Below are 16,476 nucleotides of genomic sequence, written 5' to 3' on the forward strand. Positions count from 1 at the left end.
TAGTAACGGATCAGAACGTCTGGTGCGATTGAGGATTAATCATGAGAGCTCTGACTTACCACGGCGCCAACAGTGTCAAGGTCGACAGCGTCCCAGACCCGGAACTACAAGAAGCCGACGATATCATCCTGAGAGTCACCGCCACAGCAATCTGCGGCTCAGACCTGCACCTTTACCGTGGCAAGATTCCGACGGTCGAGCATGGCGATATTTTCGGCCATGAGTTCATGGGTATTGTTGAAGAAACCGGGTCGGCAGTGACCGCAGTGCAAAAAGGTGATCGCGTGGTGATCCCTTTCGTCATCGCCTGCGGCAGCTGTTTTTTCTGCAACATCGACTTGTTCGCCGCCTGTGAGACCACCAACACCGGGCGTGGCGCAATCATGAACAAAAAGTCGATTCCGCCAGGCGCGGCGTTGTTCGGCTTCAGCCACCTGTATGGCGGCATTCCTGGCGGCCAGGCTGAATACGTGCGCGTGCCCAAGGCCAACGTCGGCCCGTTCAAGGTGCCCGGCACCCTGGCTGACGAGAAAGTGCTGTTTCTCTCCGACATTCTGCCCACTGCGTGGCAAGCGGTGACCAACGCCGGGATTGGTCCGGGATCGAGCGTTGCTATCTATGGCGCTGGCCCGGTGGGACTGATGAGCGCGGCATGCGCAAAAATGCTCGGTGCCGAACGTATTTTCATGGTCGATCACCACCCGTATCGCCTGGCCTATGCGCAGAAAACCTACGGTGTGATCCCGATCAACTTCGATGACGACGATGACCCGGCCGACACCATCATCCGCCAGACGCCCGGCATGCGCGGCGTCGATGGCGTGGTGGACGCAGTGGGCTTCGAGGCCAAAGGCAGTACAACGGAAACCATTCTGGCGACACTGAAACTGGAAGGCAGCAGCGGCAAGGCTTTGCGCCAGTGCATCGCAGCAGTCAGGCGCGGCGGCGTGGTCAGTGTGCCGGGGGTTTATGCGGGGTTCATTCACGGCTTCATGTTCGGCGATGCCTTCGACAAGGGCCTGACCTTCAAAATGGGCCAGACGCATGTGCACCGCTTCATGCCTGAATTGCTCGAGCATATTGAAGCGGGCCGACTCGCACCTGAAGCCATCATCAGCCACCGCATGTCACTGGAAGATGCAGCGAAGGGTTACAAGCTGTTCGACAAGAAGGAAGAGGACTGCCGCAAGGTCATTCTGACGCCGGGTGACAACACCATTGTCGTGCCTGACACGCAGACCGAAGCGCTGGTTGGGGGTGTCGTGCCAGCGATGTGAGGCGCATGCACGGCGCTGCGTCGCCCTCTTAAGATCGGACGCAGAGCGTCCAGAAGTGCGCTACCACGCAGAGCGTGGGAGCGATAGCCCCTTGGATATCGTTCCCTACGCTCCAGCGCGGGTATGCAGTTCTGGACGCCCATCACCGGCTCAGGTAGGCAAATCGCCCTTTGAACGGTTTGCCTACAGGATCTGCCAGGTCGCCATGCTTGCTGGTACTCAGCCCCAGTTCTACCAGTGATTCGGCCAGTTTCACCGCCGCCGCCACACCATCAATCACCGGCAAACCAATCGCTTCGCTCAGTTGCCTGGCAAGATCCGCCATGCCGCCACAACCAAGCACGATTGCTCCAGCCCCCTCTTGATCGCGGGCGATGCGTGCCTGTTCGGCCATCGTTTCGATCAGTTCCGGCCCGCTTTCTTCCAGTGCCAGCACCGGCAGGTCGATACAACGCACCGACGTGCACAGCTCGCTGAAGCCGTAACGCTGCAACAAGTGCTCGGCAATGATCCGTGTCCGGGTCAGCGTTGTGACGACCGCAAAACGGGTGGAAATCAGACTGGCCATGTGAAAGGCCGCTTCGGCGATGCCGATGACCGGCGCGCGGGCGTATTCACGCGCAGCCAGCAGGCCGGGGTCGCCAAAACAGGCGATGATGTGCGCATCGACCTGCTGCTCGCGGCCCTTGCGCACTTCTTCCAGCACACCAAGGGTGGCGATGGCCTCGTCAAAGTGCCCTTCGATGGACACCGGACCATCGGCCGGGCTGCAGGCGATGATCTGTGTGCCTGGACGCGCCACGGCTTGCGCCGCCAGGCCAATCTTGCGGGTCATGGCTTCGCTGGTATTGGGGTTGATCACTTGAATACGCACCGGAACTCCTTCAGCGCTGCTTGAAAATGCTATGAAAATCCACTGCTTCGCTGACCGGTTCATCCACGTTCAGGCTGGCACGAATACGCCGCAAGTGCTCGGCCATCCATTCGCGCGCCGGCTCGCCCTGCCCGGCTTCGAGCAGCGCCAACAAGTCCACATGGTCGCCGCAATCACAGCCCACGCTGCGCCGCGAGCCATACACCGCGACGACCAACGAAGAGCGCGTGGTGAGCTGCGCGACCTGTTCGGTCAACACCTGATTGCCCGCCAGCGCGCACAGTTGCACATGAAAACGCGCCGACAACTGAATGGCTTCGCTGTGCCGGCCAGCATGTTGCGCCTCGTGCTCCTGATCGCAAAGCGCACGCAGTGTCTCAAGACGCTGGCCACTGACCCGTGCCGCGATATCCGCCATCAGCGCCGGTTCGATCAGTTGCCGGGCGCCCAATACATCCTGCGCTTCCTGCGCCGAGGGCTGCGCCACTTCAGCGCCGCGCTTGGGACGCAAGGTCACCAGCCGCTCCAGCGCCAGCCGTTGCAAGACCTTGCGAATGCCGGTCCGGCTGATCTCGAAGACCTCGGCCAGCGCGTCTTCCGGCAACCGCGTGCCCGGTGCCAGCCGGTGCTCGACGATGGCTTCCAGTACATGTTGATAAATCTGTTCGTCCCGGCCTTTTTCATCGGCAGCGGGCGTGAGAAACAAAGGAGCGCTGGAAGGTCGGGTCATGGCGTCACATCGTATTGGCGGTACAGATCGTATACAAGAATAGTGCCCGATGCCGCGCCTGATGAGTAGCGCTTTTTCAATGCAGCAATAAACGTCTCACAGTCTAGAATCCACAAAATCGCACCGCTAACGAGCAAAAGCGCCCTGTTTACGTGCACTTCACTGGCAAGGCCAACCTGCCTGATACAACAGCACTTGCTCCGAAGATGGCCAGCCCGCAACGTCTGCGTTCATTTCAAAACCGGTAAAAATTGTCTGGCACAGCTTTTGCGTACACGATCGTATACAAGAATACCGTCGATCGTACCCCGATCCCGTCATGACTCAGCGAGGGAGTAATGCAATGACAGACCAACGCCCGGCCGGATACAGCCCGCGCCTGCACAACGACGACCTGGGGCCGGTGCCGCAGAAATGGACCTGGTACAACATTCTGGCGTTCTGGATGAGCGACGTGCACAGCGTCGGCGGTTACGTGTTCGCCGCCAGCCTCTTCGCGCTTGGCCTGGCCAGTTGGCAGGTGCTGATCGCCCTATTAGTCGGTATCTGCATTATTCAGGTGATTGCCAACCTGGTCGCCAAACCCAGCCAGCAAGCCGCCGTGCCCTACCCGGTGATTTGCCGTCTGGCCTTCGGCGTCTTCGGCGCCAACATCCCGGCCATCATTCGCGGGCTGATCGCTGTGGCCTGGTATGGCATTCAGACCTACCTGGCGTCCAGCGCGCTGGTGATTGTGGTGCTGCGCTTCTTCCCGGACCTGGCCGCTTACCAGAGCGTGACCTTTCTTGGCCTGTCGTGGCTTGGCTGGTTCGGTTTTCTCGCGCTGTGGGTGGTGCAGGCCGCGGTATTCTGGACCGGCATGGAGTCGATCAGACGCTTCATCGACTGGGCCGGCCCTGCCGTTTACGCCGTGATGTTCGCGCTGGCTGGCTGGATCGTCTGGCGTGCCGGCTGGGACAACATCAGTTTTACCCTGGCGGAAAAAGAGCTGTCTGGCTGGGCTGCGTTCGGCCAGGTGGTCATGGCCATCGCGCTGGTGGTTTCGTATTTATCCGGGCCAACCCTGAACTTCGGTGATTTCAGCCGCTATTGCCGCAGCATGGCGGACGTGCGCCGGGGCAACTTCTGGGGCCTGCCGGTGAATTTTCTGGCGTTCTCGCTGGTGACGGTGGTGATTGTCTCGGGCACCCTGCCGATCTTCGGCGAAATGATTCACGACCCTATCGCCACCGTCGCACGCATCGACAACACCACGGCAGTGCTGCTTGGCGCGTTCACCTTTGTGACCGCCACCGTCGGCATCAACATCGTCGCCAACTTCGTCTCCCCGGCCTTCGATTTCGCCAACGTGGCCCCCAGCCGCATCAGCTGGCGCGTGGGTGGCATGATTGCCGCCGTGGCGTCGATTTTCATCACGCCCTGGAACCTGTTCAACAACCCTGAGGTAATCCATTACACACTGGACGTGCTGGCAGCCTGCATCGGCCCGCTGTTCGGCATCCTGCTGGTGGATTACTACCTGATCAAGAAACAGCAGATTGATGTCGACGCGCTGTTCAACGACACGCCGAGCGGCCGCTACTGGTACACCAACGGCATCAACTGGATTGCCGTCAAAGCCTTGCTGCTGACGGCGCTGGTCGGCCTGTGCTTCACCTTCATCGAGTGGTTCAAGCCGATTGCCAATTTCGCCTGGTTCACCGGCTGCATCCTCGGCGGTGCGCTGTTTTATGCAATGACCCGCTGGTCGCCCGTGCAGGCGGCGAACATGCCGACACCCGTCGCCCAGAGCTAGACGCAGCAGCAGGCGCCAGCCGCTTGAATCGCGCTGGCGCCCGAACGCTGTCCCCCTGCCCGTCAACAACCGGACCGAGGGCGGATACACCGCCGCCCGGATCACCCGCAAATGCAACGCCCGCTACGACGCAAACCCCCGCCTGTCTTGAAGATCACACAACGGCACAGCTGAAATGATATTAATTTAATATCACCCATCACCCGACCCCCCAGAATGATTGTGTGTCCTCGAACGGCAGCACAGACGTTCGTGAAAAATAGAATAAATTTTGTACAACTTTCAGGCCGCAGCGCTGCCCTAACACTGATGCTTTGCGAACCAAGCGTTCAAGTGGGTTGATAGTAATGAGCAAAGATGTTTCCGGCGGCAGATCGTTTGCCCCTCAAGTACCCCGTCCCTCGGCGCATGAAGCTGCTGAAAGGCTGCAACTCGCCCTGGATTCAGGCGCGGTTGCCGGCACGTGGGTGTGGGACATCATTGCTGATCAACTGACCGGTGACGAGTGGTTTGCCCGCACATTCGGCTTGTGCCCCAAGCTGTGCGCCAAAGGGTTGCCGCTGGCGTTGGTGACCGCGTCCATTCACCCGGACGACGCGCTCAGGGTCGACAAGGATATCGAGGAGGCGCTGTCCAACGGCGATACCTATCGATGCGAGTATCGGGTGCTTCATCAGGACGGTGTCTATCGCTGGGTTGAAGCCAGTGGCCGGATCGAGCGTGATGTTCAGGGCAAGCCGATTCGCAGCCCTGGTGTGCTGCTCGACATTGACAGCCGACGCACTGCCGAGGCAGAGCGAGACCGTCTCAACGAACTGCTGCAGATATTCACCGCTGCCGTCCCAGGTGTCGTGTATGCCAAGGATCTGGAAGGCAGAATGCTCGTCGCCAACCGTGGCACCGCCGAACTGGTCGGCAAGCCGCCGGAATTCTTCATCGGCAAGACCGATCTGGAGTTTCTGGATGATGAGCAACAGGCGCGCGTCCTCATGGAAACTGATCAGCGGATCATGCAGAGCAACGTCAGCGAACAGATAGAAGAGAAGGTCAATCTGGCGGATGGCTCCGCTGCAATATGGTTGTCCACCAAGGCCCCGCTGCTCGATCGCAACGGCGACGTTATCGGCCTGATCGGCTCTTCCATCGACGTAACGGCACGAAAGAAAGCCGAAGAAGCGGTCAGGGAACTCAATCAGACACTGGAACAACGCATCGAGCAGGCCGTTTTCGAGCGTGAGCAGATCGAGGATGCCCTGCGCCATTCGCAGAAGATGGACGCCGTCGGGCAATTGACGGGTGGCATCGCACATGACTTCAACAACCTGTTGGCCGGTATCTCGGGCAGCCTGGAACTGATTACCAAACGATTGGCTCAGGGACGCGTCAGTGACGTGGACCGTTATGTGTCAGTCGCCCAGGGCGCGGTGCGTCGCGCAGCGTCACTGACTCACCGCCTGCTGGCCTTTTCCAGGCGCCAGACCCTGTCGCCGAGAGTGACCGACGTAAACGTGCTTATTCATGACATGGAAGAAATGATCGCGCGCACGGTCGGCCCGGAAATAGACATCAAAGTGGTCGCCCAGAATGATCTGTGGCCAGCCTTGATCGACCATGCCCAACTGGAAAGCTCGCTGCTGAACCTGTGCCTGAATGCCCGTGATGCGATGCCCAATGGCGGGCACATCGTCATTGAAACCGCAAACGCTTCGCTCGCCGAGTGTAACGACCCGGACCACGGCATTCCTGCCGGTGAACACCTGAGCATCCGTATTACCGACACCGGCAGCGGCATGAGCCCGGCGATAGTCGCCAAGGCCTTCGAGCCATTTTTCACCACCAAACCCATTGGTGCAGGTACCGGCCTGGGGCTGTCGATGGTGTATGGTTTTGTACGCCAGTCCGGCGGGCAGATCCGGGTTGAATCGGTCGAAGGCCAGGGCACCAGCGTGGTGATGCACCTGCCGCGCCATACGTCCGAAAGCACTCCGCGCGCGGCCGAACCCGAAGTCTTCGAAGAGCCGGCGCATCACAACGGTGAAACCGTACTCATCGTCGATGACGAATCCTCCGTGCGGATGCTCGTTGCCGAAGTGATTACCGGGCTGGGCTTCAACTGCCTGGAAGCAGCCGATGCTCAGGCCGGGCTGCAGATTCTGCAATCCGACGCCCGCATCGACCTGCTGATCAGCGACATAGGGCTGCCGGGTGGTATGAATGGCCGCGAAATGGCCGATGCCGCAGGCGATTGCCGACCCGGTCTGCCGACATTGTTCATCACCGGCTACGCGAAAAGCTCCGTGCTGGACGACTGCCACCTGCGGCCCTGCACGCAAGTATTGACCAAGCCATTCGGGCTGGACGCGCTCGCCGGACGAGTCACCGGGCTGATTGGCGCTGACGCCGTGGCACGAGGTTATCAGTAGGGTGAATCCGACCACGCAGACGGTCGCTATTTTGTAGTCAAGGAACAGCTCTGGCGCTGCTCCAATCCTTCTTTGAGCGAAGACGTTCGTCAACGGCTGGTGGACGAACTGATGGCTGCGCGGCGCGCGGTCAAGAATGCCAAGGCTGGGGCAGATGATGCGGCATTGAAGACAGCTCGCGCCGGGGTCAACAAGGCCAAGGTCGCACTGGGGGAGCGCGGCGACGTCTGGTGGACCGACGGTGCCGAGGATTTCAATCGGCGCCAGGTCAAGAACACGCCGTATGCGCAGTGGTATGAAAGCCTGAATAATCCTCAAGCCTGAACCCGCCGGGCGATATTTCTATTCAGCCACTCATCATGCATTCATATGTCCTATCAGCATTGGTACTGAATGCCGAAAGGCTGTAGATATCAATCATCACGCTAACGTTTTAACGCCTGGTATGCAGCGTGTAACTTTGCATCATGCTCTACACGTTGCAGGACGATAACTCATGGACGATAACGTTATTACCGGTAACACCACGGATAGGTTTCTGCATTGCGCGCGCCTAACGGCAGACATAAAAACCTGTAAAGCTGGCTAATCACTTATTGCTTTTACGCGACAGCGCCTGTCCATGAGCGCATCGGTATTCATGTGCCTGTTTAGCCTGTTGAGTACAATCAGCGGGAGACCCCTGAAATGAACCACAAAGCATTGTTCTCTGGAAAACTGGTATTTATCGGCTTTGGTTCCATCACTAGAGCCACCCTCGGATTACTTGGCAACGTCCAGAGATTCGACGTGTCCAGGATTGTCGTCATCGCACCGGGCATCAAGGGCTCTGAACCGTTCGTCAAGTCAGGGGTAACCTTTATCGATCAGGCACTGACGTCAGACACAATGGAAAGCGTGTTGGGCAGCATTGTGGGGCAAGGTGACTTTATCGTTAATCTTTCGGTTAATGTCTGCAGTGCCGACGTCATCCGATTTGCCTACGCCCACGATGCGCTGTACCTCGATACGTGCATCGAGCCTTGGGGAAACACGTACAACTCACCCAGCCTGACAGCGTCGCAACGTTCTAACTATGCGCTGCGTGATCAGTTGCTTACGCTGGGTGCAGAACTTGGCCCAGGGCCCACTGCGGTGGTGGCCCACGGTGCAAATCCGGGCTTGATATCACACTTTCTCAAGTGCGCATTGTCAGCGCTTGCTGAACAACTTTCGGTGGCTGTACCGCGACATCAAGGCGGCATTGATTGGGGCAATCTGTCGATGAAGCTGGGCGTCAAGGTCATCCACATTGCCGAGCGTGACACTCAACGTTCAACGCGTATCAAGTCCGATGGCGAATTCGTCAACACCTGGTCTGTCGATGGATTTGTCAGCGAGGCGGGACAACCCGCCGAACTGGGCTGGGGCTCCCACGAAAAAAACTGGCCACCCTTCGCCCGTCATCATCAGTTTGGCTCTGACAACGCTATCTACCTTGATCGGCCCGGAGCTTGCGTGTCAGTCAAAACCTGGACGCCCAACGGCGGGCCTTGCAACGCAATGTTGATCACGCACAACGAAGCGATCTCCATTCCTGAATTGCTGACCGTCAGAAACGAAGGAGCGCTTAGTTACCGCCCGACCGTGCACTATGCCTACCACCCGTGTGACGATGCGTTGCTTTCAATCAATGAATACACCGGGCGAGGATGGCACGCGCAGGACCGTCAACGAATCATGCTGGATGAAATTACCCCAGGCGGTATCGATGCACTGGGTGTATTGATCATGGGGCATAAACTTAATGCCTATTGGTACGGTTCGATCCTGAACATTGATGAGGCTCGACGCCTCGCGCCCTTTAATAATGCCACCAGCCTGCAAGTTGCAGCAGGCGTTTATTCGGGCATTATCTGGGCCATCGAAAACCCTGACCGGGGAATCGTCGAACCCGAACAGATGGATCACCAGCGAGTCATGGAGATCGCCCTGCCCTTTCTGGGTAAGTTCGGAGGCGTGTTGACTGACTGGACACCGTTGAAGACTGGCAATGCGCTGTTCCGTAAACCCGACGCCGATGCCTGCCCCTGGCAGTTCGAGCATTTCACGGCAGCGTGACCGTATCGGGTTCACCCATGATCACCTACAACTTAATGCTCAGGCACATCCGGCGTTGCGCAGTGGTTACCCAACGTCAAAAACTTCATTACTTCGTCAATAACCGACGGGTGATCGATCAGCCGATTGTGCCCGAGCCCTTCGGTAGTAAACAGACGTGCTCCAGGCCATAACTTTGCAAACCGGGCACCCTTTTCCCATGGGGTTTCACGATCTCGGCGGTCATGAATAATCAGCGCCGGACGATCAAGCAAGTGCAGTCGAACAGACGCGTCATAATCCGCGAAACGGCGGCCGCTCAGCGCATGCAGGTATCCTTCAAAATGGGGGAAGACCTTATGTGCGACACCAAAAGCATCAAACTGATGAAACGCATTGTCAGCAGGGGCCAGGAACGGCGCGATCAACACAAACCGTTCAGGACGCCAATGCTCTTCCTGAGCGAATACGATTGATGAAGCGCCCAACGAATGAGCAATTACGGCTGCTGGCTTTCCGAAATGACGTCCTACCTGCTGCAGTATCTCTACAAACTGCGGCATGTGGCTGGTCGTGCCGCCGCTCAGGCCATGGGCAGGCTGATCAAAACCGACCACCGCGTAGCCCATCGATCGCAGTGAAGGCACCCAATCGGCAAAACGCATCGCGTAACTTGACCAGCCATGCGCGAGCAATACATAGGGTTGCTGCGCCGGGTCGCCCCACACATAAGTGGATATCTTGATGCCGTCCAGTTCCAGCGTGCCTGTTTGCACATCCTGCGAGGTGCGCAGAACGGCGGCCGCCCTGGCTCGTCCGGCAGCCTGAGGTGTCACGAAACGTCGGCCAAGGTATCTTCCGGTAAGGCCCGGTAGAATGCGGCTGGCAAGCATGAGTGTGCCGCGCATTGTCATTAGTCGAAGCGTGTTGGTGAATTTACTCATCGGTATTTTCCGCGTCAGCCACAAGACTTGACGGCATTAAAACAGCCAATCTTGTCAGTGACAAGTTTGCAAGCGCAAGATAGCGCAGTCCGATGGGTTTCTAACGTTTATTTCATGATAGGGAGCGTCATATGTCGACATCAGACACCCCGCGAACCTACCACCACGGCAATCTGCCTGCCGTGCTGCGCCAGGCGGCTTGGGACATTGTGGGGGAGGCTGGCGTGCGTAGCGTCTCGCTAAGGGAATGCGCCAGGCGTGCGAATGTTTCCCACGCCGCGCCGGCTCATCACTTCGGCTCTCTGGAAAATCTTCTGGCGGAGGTTGTGGCAGATGGTTATGAGCGCATGGTCGACGCTGTTCAAGCTGCGCAACGCGAACTGGACGACCCTGTTCTCGGCTGCGGAATGGGTTACGTAAACTTCGCCAGACAGTACCCGCAGCACTTTCGCCTGATGTTTGGCATGACAGGTGTCAACCGCGCGTTACCCAGACTCGTAAACTCAGGCGAAGCCACGCTGCAATTGCTTCGTCAGTCGCTGCGCACGGCCTGGATAGCTAAAAACGGCGTAGAGCCTGAGCCGGCGTTGCTTGAGCAACGCACCTTGCTTGCCTGGAGCACTGCCCACGGCTATGCGTCACTGGCGATCGATAGAACAACCGTAGAACCGTTTGTGGTTTCAGCCGAGTCAATACTCCAGCCGATGGCTGTGTTTCTGCTGACGCCGTAACCCGCCAAACGCCAGAAATACGGTTTGATCCATGGGGCACTCCGCCCCTCTTCTCCTCTTCTGAACCCCCTCCTCAACCGTGCGCTTGCCTGAGCGCAGGCAATTTGCAACGCCCGCAATTTGCCCTTTCCCAGCCTGATCGCTCCGAAAAACCCGTGCTTGCGGTATTCCCCGCTTTGATTTCGATCAACATCAATGCGTTGACATTTTAGATTTTGATCGTAATCATAAGCGCCATCCCCTACGTCGGAAACTGAATGACATGTCCGAGAAAACGCTTTTCCAACCTTATGCCCTGGGCAACCTGACCCTAACCAGTCGCATCGTCATGGCGCCGCTGACGCGCAACCGTGCAGGCGCCGGTCTGGCCCCTACCGACCTGGCTGCCACCTACTACGCCCAACGGGCGTCGGCCGGCTTGATCATTACCGAAGCCACGCAAATCTCCCCTCAGGCTCAGGGCTACCAAGACACGCCGGGGCTGTATACGCCGGAGCAGATCGCCGCCTGGCGCGTCGTCACCGATGCCGTGCATGCCGAGGGCGGGCGCATTTTTGTGCAGCTTTGGCACGTTGGCCGGGTTTCTCACGTCGACCTGCAACCGGGCGGCGCAGCACCGGTCGCGCCATCCGCTATCCGGGCGCAGACCAAAACCTTCGTCAATAACGCATTCACCGACGTCTCAGAACCACGCGCGCTGGAACTGAGCGAATTGCCAGGCATCGTCAACGACTTCCGCCAGGCCGCTGCAAATGCCATTGAAGCGGGCTTCGACGGTGTGGAAATCCACGGCGCCAACGGTTATCTGCTCGATCAGTTCATCAAGGACAGCGCCAACGTGCGCACCGATGCCTATGGTGGCTCAGTGGAAAATCGCGCGCGCCTGCTGCTGGAAGTCGTCACCGCCGTGGTCAAGGAAATCGGCGCGCACCGCACCGGCGTGCGGATCTCGCCGGTTTCCCCTGCCAATGGCGTTGCCAGCAGCGACCCGCAACCGCAATACGAGTACATCGCCGAGCAACTGAGTGAACAGGGCATTGCCTTCCTGCACGTCGTGGAAGGCGCCACGGGCGGCCCGCGTGATGTTGCGCCGTTCGACTACGACGCGCTGCGCCAGCGCTTCAAGCACACCTATCTGGCCAATAACGGTTACGACCTTGACCTTGCAACGGCACGTGTCAATGCGAACAAGGCTGATCTGGTCGCCTTCGGTCGCCCGTTCATCAGCAACCCCGACTTGATCGAGCGTTTGAAAACCGGCGCACCGCTGGCAGAACTGAACCCGGCCACGCTCTATGGCGGCGGCGCTGAAGGCTACACCGACTACCCGACTATCGCAGGCTGAAACCCCACCACTGCCCCCGCGAATTTTCCAAGGACATTCTCAATGACTACGTTCCCTACTGTTCTCATCACTGGCGCGTCCAGCGGTATTGGTGCTGTCTATGCCGAGCGTTTTGCCCGTCGAGGCCACAACCTGGTACTCGCCGCACGTGACAAGCCACGCCTCGATGCGCTGGCAGCGCGGCTGATCAAAGAGCATGACATTGCCGTCGAAGTGCTGCAGGCCGACCTGACTAACGCTGCCGACCTCACCGCACTCGAAACGCGGCTGCGTGATGATGCGCAGATCGGCATTCTGATCAACAACGCTGGCATGGCTCAATCAGGAGGTTTCCTTGAGCAGAGCACCGAGGCCATCGAAAGGCTCATCGCACTCAACGTGGTTGCCCTGACGCGGCTCGCCGCAGCAGTAGCGCCGCGTTTTGCAGAGTCTGGAACGGGTTCAATCGTCAACCTGGGGTCGGTGGTGGGCTTTGCGCCGGAGTTCGGCATGACTGTTTACGGTGCCACCAAGGCATTCGTGCTGTACCTGTCTCAAGGCATGCACCTGGAACTGGCGCCAAAAGGCGTCTACATCCAGGCGGTACTGCCAGCGGCAACCCGCACCGAAATATGGGAGCGCGCGGGGATCGACCTCAACACTCTCTCCGAGGTGATGGACGTCGAAGAACTGGTCGATGCAGCGCTGGTGGGCTTCGATCGTCGCGAGCTGGTCACCATCCCGCCGCTGCACGTCGCGTCTCGCTGGGACTCACTAGATGGCGCCCGGCAAGGATTGCTGTCGGACATTCGACAAGCCAAGGCCGCAGAGCGCTATCAGCCGCAAGCCTGAAACCAGGGTATCCATCATGAGCCGCTCAAACCTGGAAACTCAACTGGCGCAGTCGTATATCCAGGCGCCCAATAAAATCGCGACAGTCGGCGACATTACCTTCGCCTATCGCGAATCAGGTGTGCGCAGCGGCGTGCCAGTCGTTCTGCTCAACTATTGGGGCGCGGTACTGGACGATTTCGACCCGCGCATCGTCGACGGCCTTGCCAGTCAACACCACATTATCGCTATCGACTATCGAGGCGCCGGCTTATCCGGCGGTGCCTCGCCGGTGACGATAGACGCGATGGCTCGGGATACCGTCGAGCTGATCCGGGCACTGGGCTACAAGCAGGTTGATCTGGTCGGCTTTTCAATGGGCGGTTTCGTGGCCCAGGAGGTGGCATCAAAAGTACCCGGCCTGGTGCGCAGGCTCATTCTGGCGGGCACTGGCCCGGCAGGCGGCAAGGGCATCGACCGCATAGGTGCGTTGTCCTGGCCGCTTATCCTCAAAAGTCTGCTGACGCTGCGCGATCCCAAGGTGACTATGTTTTTCACCCCGACACTCAACGGCCGACACGCCGCCAGAGACTATTTGAGCAGGGTAAAGGAGCGCACGGTTGCCCGCGACAAGGGGCCGACGCCTCGTTTGCTTTTTCGCCAACTCAAAGCAATCAAGGCATGGGGCAAACAGCCACCGCAGGATCTCGCACGCTTGCGCATACCCGTCCTTATCGCCACAGGGGACAGCGACATCATGGTCGCGAGCGAGCTGAGCCGCGATATGGCCCGACGTATCCCGCTGGCGCAACTTGTGGTCTATCCGGACGCCGGGCACGGCGGCGTATTTCAGTATCACGCGGACTTCGTCTCGAAGGCTCTGGAGTTCCTGAAATAACGCCTTTCACGTTCAACTGCGCGCCGTTTTTTGTACAGCAACCCCATCATAGTGACGACGACCCTGGAAACCGAGCGACATGAAAGCACTGACATTTGAAAGCTATGGCAAGTCGCCTGAAATCGCGATTGCGCATGTTCCTCGGCCGACCATCAAGTCTGACGAACTGCTGGTGGAAGTTCACGCTGCCGGTTTGAACCCGATCGACAACATGATCACCACGGGGACGTTCAAACCGGTCTTGAAGTACGAACTGCCGGCCATTATGGGCAGCGATCTGGCCGGCGTAGTCCTGGAAGTAGGCAGCGCTGTGACGCGCTTCAAGGCCGGTGACGCCATTTTCGCCAGCCTGTTTGATCTTGGCAGAGGCTCCATCGCCGAACTCGTCGCCGTCCCGGAGCGCACCGCCGCACTGAAACCGACCAACCTGGACTTTGTACAAGCGGCCTCTATTCCGATGGTCGGGCTTACGTCGTGGCAGGCCTTGAAAGAGCGCGCCAATCTTCAGCCTGGCCAGAAGGTATTCATACCTGCCGGTTCTGGTGGCATCGGCACCTTCGCCATTCAATTGGCAAAACACCTGGGTGGCAAAGTGGCCACGACCACCAGCAGCGGCAATGCAAAGCTGGTTCGCAGCCTGGGCGCAGATGAAGTCGTGGATTACAAAGAGCAGGCGTTCGAGCAAGTACTGCGAGGCTATGACGTGGTACTTGGCACCACCCGAGGCGACACGATTAAAAAAGCCGTCGGTATCCTCAAAACCGGGGGCAAGATCGTGTCCCTGGTCGGTCCGCTGGATAAAGCATTTGCTCAGGCCCGCGGGATGAATGTCTTCTTCGCCTTCCTCTTCGGGCTGATGAGCCGCTCGATCATCCGGCGTGCGAAGAAAAGCAATGTGACGTACTCGTTTCTGTTCGTGCGCCCGGACGGGGCTCAACTGGGGAAAATTGCCGAACTGCTTGAAAGCGGACAAATCAAGCCGGTGATTGACAGGGTCTTTGCGTTTGAACAGGCCAGAGAAGGGCTTGAATACCTGGGCCGGGGTCGCGCCAAAGGCAAGGTGGTCGTGAAGATCAAGTGAGTGTTGAAGCCCCACACCTGTTCGACGACTCGCATCCCCCCTTGTTGGCATCCAGCCTTTTGAGCATTGGAGTATCACATGAGCACATCTTCCAAAAAAACCGCCATCGTCACTGGCGCATCCTCCGGTATCGGTCGCGCGACGGCCGAAGCGCTGGTGCGGGCGGGCTATACCGTATTTGGCACAACCCGCAAGGTCAGCGACAGCTCGACGCAAGTGTCGATGCTCACGTGCGACGTGACCAACGATGAGTCTGTCGGCACGCTCGTTTCCACCGTACTTGCGCGGACCGGGCGCATCGACCTGCTGGTCAACAATGCCGGCATTGGCCTGGTGGGCGGTGCTGAAGAGTTCTCGATCCCACAGGTGCAGGCACTGTTCGATGTCAACCTGTTCGGCGTCATCCGCATGACCAACGCAGTACTACCATCGATGCGCCAACGTGGCGAAGGACGCATCATCAATATCGGCTCGATCCTGGGCTTGATCCCCGCGCCCTACTCTTCTCATTATTCGGCGGTCAAGCACGCGGTGGAGGGCTATTCGGAGTCACTTGATCACGAAGTTCGCGCCTTCAATATCCGGGTCTCGGTCGTCGAGCCGGGATTTGTGCGAACCGTCTTCGATCAAAACGGCATTGAGCCGGATTCGCCCCTGAAGGAATACGATCAGGCCCGCGCCGGGTTCAAGGCATTGCTGGCCGATGTCATGCCAAAAGCCGACCTGCCGGAAGTGGTGGCGGCGGTCGTGCTGAAGGCGGCGAACGACACCCGCCCAAAGCATCGCTACACGGCCGGCAAGAGCGCTCGACAAATCAGCCTGCTGCGCCGGTTTGTGCCGACGGCGGCGTTTGACAAAAGTTTGCGCAAGCAACTTCGTTTGCCGGTTTAAGGCGCTGTGCGTAGGTTTCTCGTTCAGCAGCCAGCCTCGGCGACCATTGTCAGCGTGTGTTTTTAAGAATACCTTGTAGAAAACCTATACAAGGTATCAAGCCGTGTACAAGAAAGCCCGATGGCCATTGACACTTTACTTTGACGGCGAATGCCCACTCTGCGCTCGAGAAATCAAGGTCCTGCGGGCGCGGGCTGCAGCGGATCGTCTTTTGTTTGTTGATATCAGTGACGACGCGTTCGACGCCAGTTTGCTGGGGCTGACACTGCCCCAAATGGAGTCGTCACTGCATGCCCGGTTTGACGATGGGACCTGGGTAACCGGGCTGGATGCCACGCTCTGGAGCTGGCGGGCAGCGGGCCTCGGCAAGTGGGTCGCACCGCTATCCTGGCCGATTCTCAGGCCGCTATTTACCGTCTTGTATCGTCTTTTTTGCCGCTTTCGCCCTCACCTGGCCTGGCTGCCTCATCCTGATGGCGGCCGTCGCTGTAGCAAGAGCAGTTGCACGGTTGCGGAATCGGTGGTGGCGAAAAGTGGAACGTCGGCCGAGAAAAAGACTTCATAGATTCCAGCACGGCAGCTGCCGTTCGAGTTTTGG

General features: G+C 58.7%; 14 protein-coding genes and 1 pseudogene. 12 read left to right on the top strand and 3 right to left on the bottom strand.

Features of this window, described 5'->3' with window-relative positions:
* Positions 1-41: 41 nt before the first annotated feature.
* On the top strand, positions 42-1,277 hold the full coding sequence (locus QRN38_RS24170; protein ID WP_005767816.1) for a zinc-dependent alcohol dehydrogenase: 1,236 nt from the start codon (positions 42-44) through the stop codon (positions 1,275-1,277).
* A 142-nt stretch (positions 1,278-1,419) separates the two neighbouring features.
* On the opposite strand, the gene QRN38_RS24175 is transcribed toward QRN38_RS24170, so the two are convergent.
* The gene (locus QRN38_RS24175; RefSeq protein ID WP_005767814.1) at positions 1,420-2,151 is read right to left on the bottom strand and encodes an aspartate/glutamate racemase family protein; all 732 of its coding nucleotides are present in this window, start codon (positions 2,149-2,151) and stop codon (positions 1,420-1,422) included.
* Between the two features lie 10 nt (positions 2,152-2,161).
* Positions 2,162-2,881 carry a GntR family transcriptional regulator gene (locus tag QRN38_RS24180; protein WP_057418611.1) on the bottom strand — a complete coding sequence of 240 codons (720 nt, stop codon included), beginning with the start codon at positions 2,879-2,881 and terminating at the stop codon, positions 2,162-2,164.
* Between the two features lie 343 nt (positions 2,882-3,224).
* Between QRN38_RS24180 and QRN38_RS24185 the strand changes: the two genes are divergently transcribed.
* From QRN38_RS24185 to QRN38_RS24200, 4 genes and pseudogenes are all read left to right on the top strand, one after another.
* Complete coding sequence (locus QRN38_RS24185) at positions 3,225-4,676, top strand: NCS1 family nucleobase:cation symporter-1 (protein ID WP_057418612.1); 1,452 nt, start codon at positions 3,225-3,227, stop codon at positions 4,674-4,676.
* Positions 4,677-5,023: 347 nt separating this feature from the next.
* Positions 5,024-7,099: a hybrid sensor histidine kinase/response regulator gene (locus QRN38_RS24190; RefSeq protein WP_057418613.1), complete on the top strand. Its 2,076-nt coding sequence runs from the start codon at positions 5,024-5,026 to the stop codon at positions 7,097-7,099.
* 1 nt (position 7,100) lies between these two features.
* Positions 7,101-7,423: pseudogene (locus QRN38_RS24195) on the top strand (hypothetical protein).
* Positions 7,424-7,786: 363 nt separating this feature from the next.
* Positions 7,787-9,199, top strand: a complete 1,413-nt coding sequence (locus tag QRN38_RS24200) for a saccharopine dehydrogenase C-terminal domain-containing protein (protein ID WP_024667393.1) — start codon at positions 7,787-7,789, stop codon at positions 9,197-9,199.
* Positions 9,200-9,231: 32 nt separating this feature from the next.
* Here the strand turns inward: QRN38_RS24200 and QRN38_RS24205 are convergent, their stop codons facing one another.
* Positions 9,232-10,122 (bottom strand): alpha/beta hydrolase, encoded by an 891-nt coding sequence (locus tag QRN38_RS24205; RefSeq protein ID WP_024667394.1) that lies wholly within the window; start codon positions 10,120-10,122, stop codon positions 9,232-9,234.
* Positions 10,123-10,253: 131 nt separating this feature from the next.
* On the opposite strand from QRN38_RS24205, the gene QRN38_RS24210 reads away from it, so the two are divergent.
* The 7 genes from QRN38_RS24210 (at position 10,254) to QRN38_RS24240 (ending at position 16,443) form a co-directional block, all read left to right on the top strand.
* Positions 10,254-10,853 carry a TetR/AcrR family transcriptional regulator gene (locus tag QRN38_RS24210; RefSeq protein ID WP_005767798.1) on the top strand — a complete coding sequence of 200 codons (600 nt, stop codon included), beginning with the start codon at positions 10,254-10,256 and terminating at the stop codon, positions 10,851-10,853.
* A 262-nt stretch (positions 10,854-11,115) separates the two neighbouring features.
* Positions 11,116-12,198 carry an alkene reductase gene (locus QRN38_RS24215; RefSeq protein WP_005767796.1) on the top strand — a complete coding sequence of 361 codons (1,083 nt, stop codon included), beginning with the start codon at positions 11,116-11,118 and terminating at the stop codon, positions 12,196-12,198.
* A gap of 42 nt (positions 12,199-12,240) precedes the next feature.
* Positions 12,241-13,029 carry an SDR family NAD(P)-dependent oxidoreductase gene (locus QRN38_RS24220; protein WP_007245057.1) on the top strand — a complete coding sequence of 263 codons (789 nt, stop codon included), beginning with the start codon at positions 12,241-12,243 and terminating at the stop codon, positions 13,027-13,029.
* A gap of 16 nt (positions 13,030-13,045) precedes the next feature.
* Positions 13,046-13,906, top strand: a complete 861-nt coding sequence (locus tag QRN38_RS24225) for an alpha/beta fold hydrolase (RefSeq protein WP_005767794.1) — start codon at positions 13,046-13,048, stop codon at positions 13,904-13,906.
* Between the two features lie 79 nt (positions 13,907-13,985).
* Positions 13,986-14,987, top strand: a complete 1,002-nt coding sequence (locus QRN38_RS24230; protein ID WP_057418614.1) for an NADP-dependent oxidoreductase — start codon at positions 13,986-13,988, stop codon at positions 14,985-14,987.
* A 78-nt stretch (positions 14,988-15,065) separates the two neighbouring features.
* Entirely contained in the window at positions 15,066-15,878 is an 813-nt protein-coding gene (locus QRN38_RS24235) for an oxidoreductase (protein ID WP_054069900.1), read from the top strand.
* 103 nt (positions 15,879-15,981) lie between these two features.
* On the top strand, positions 15,982-16,443 hold the full coding sequence (locus QRN38_RS24240; RefSeq protein WP_024667396.1) for a thiol-disulfide oxidoreductase DCC family protein: 462 nt from the start codon (positions 15,982-15,984) through the stop codon (positions 16,441-16,443).
* The last annotated feature ends 33 nt before the right edge of the window (positions 16,444-16,476 follow it).

This window comes from Pseudomonas sp. CFBP2511 (genome assembly GCF_030209255.1).
GTDB lineage: Bacteria > Pseudomonadota > Gammaproteobacteria > Pseudomonadales > Pseudomonadaceae > Aquipseudomonas > Aquipseudomonas avellanae.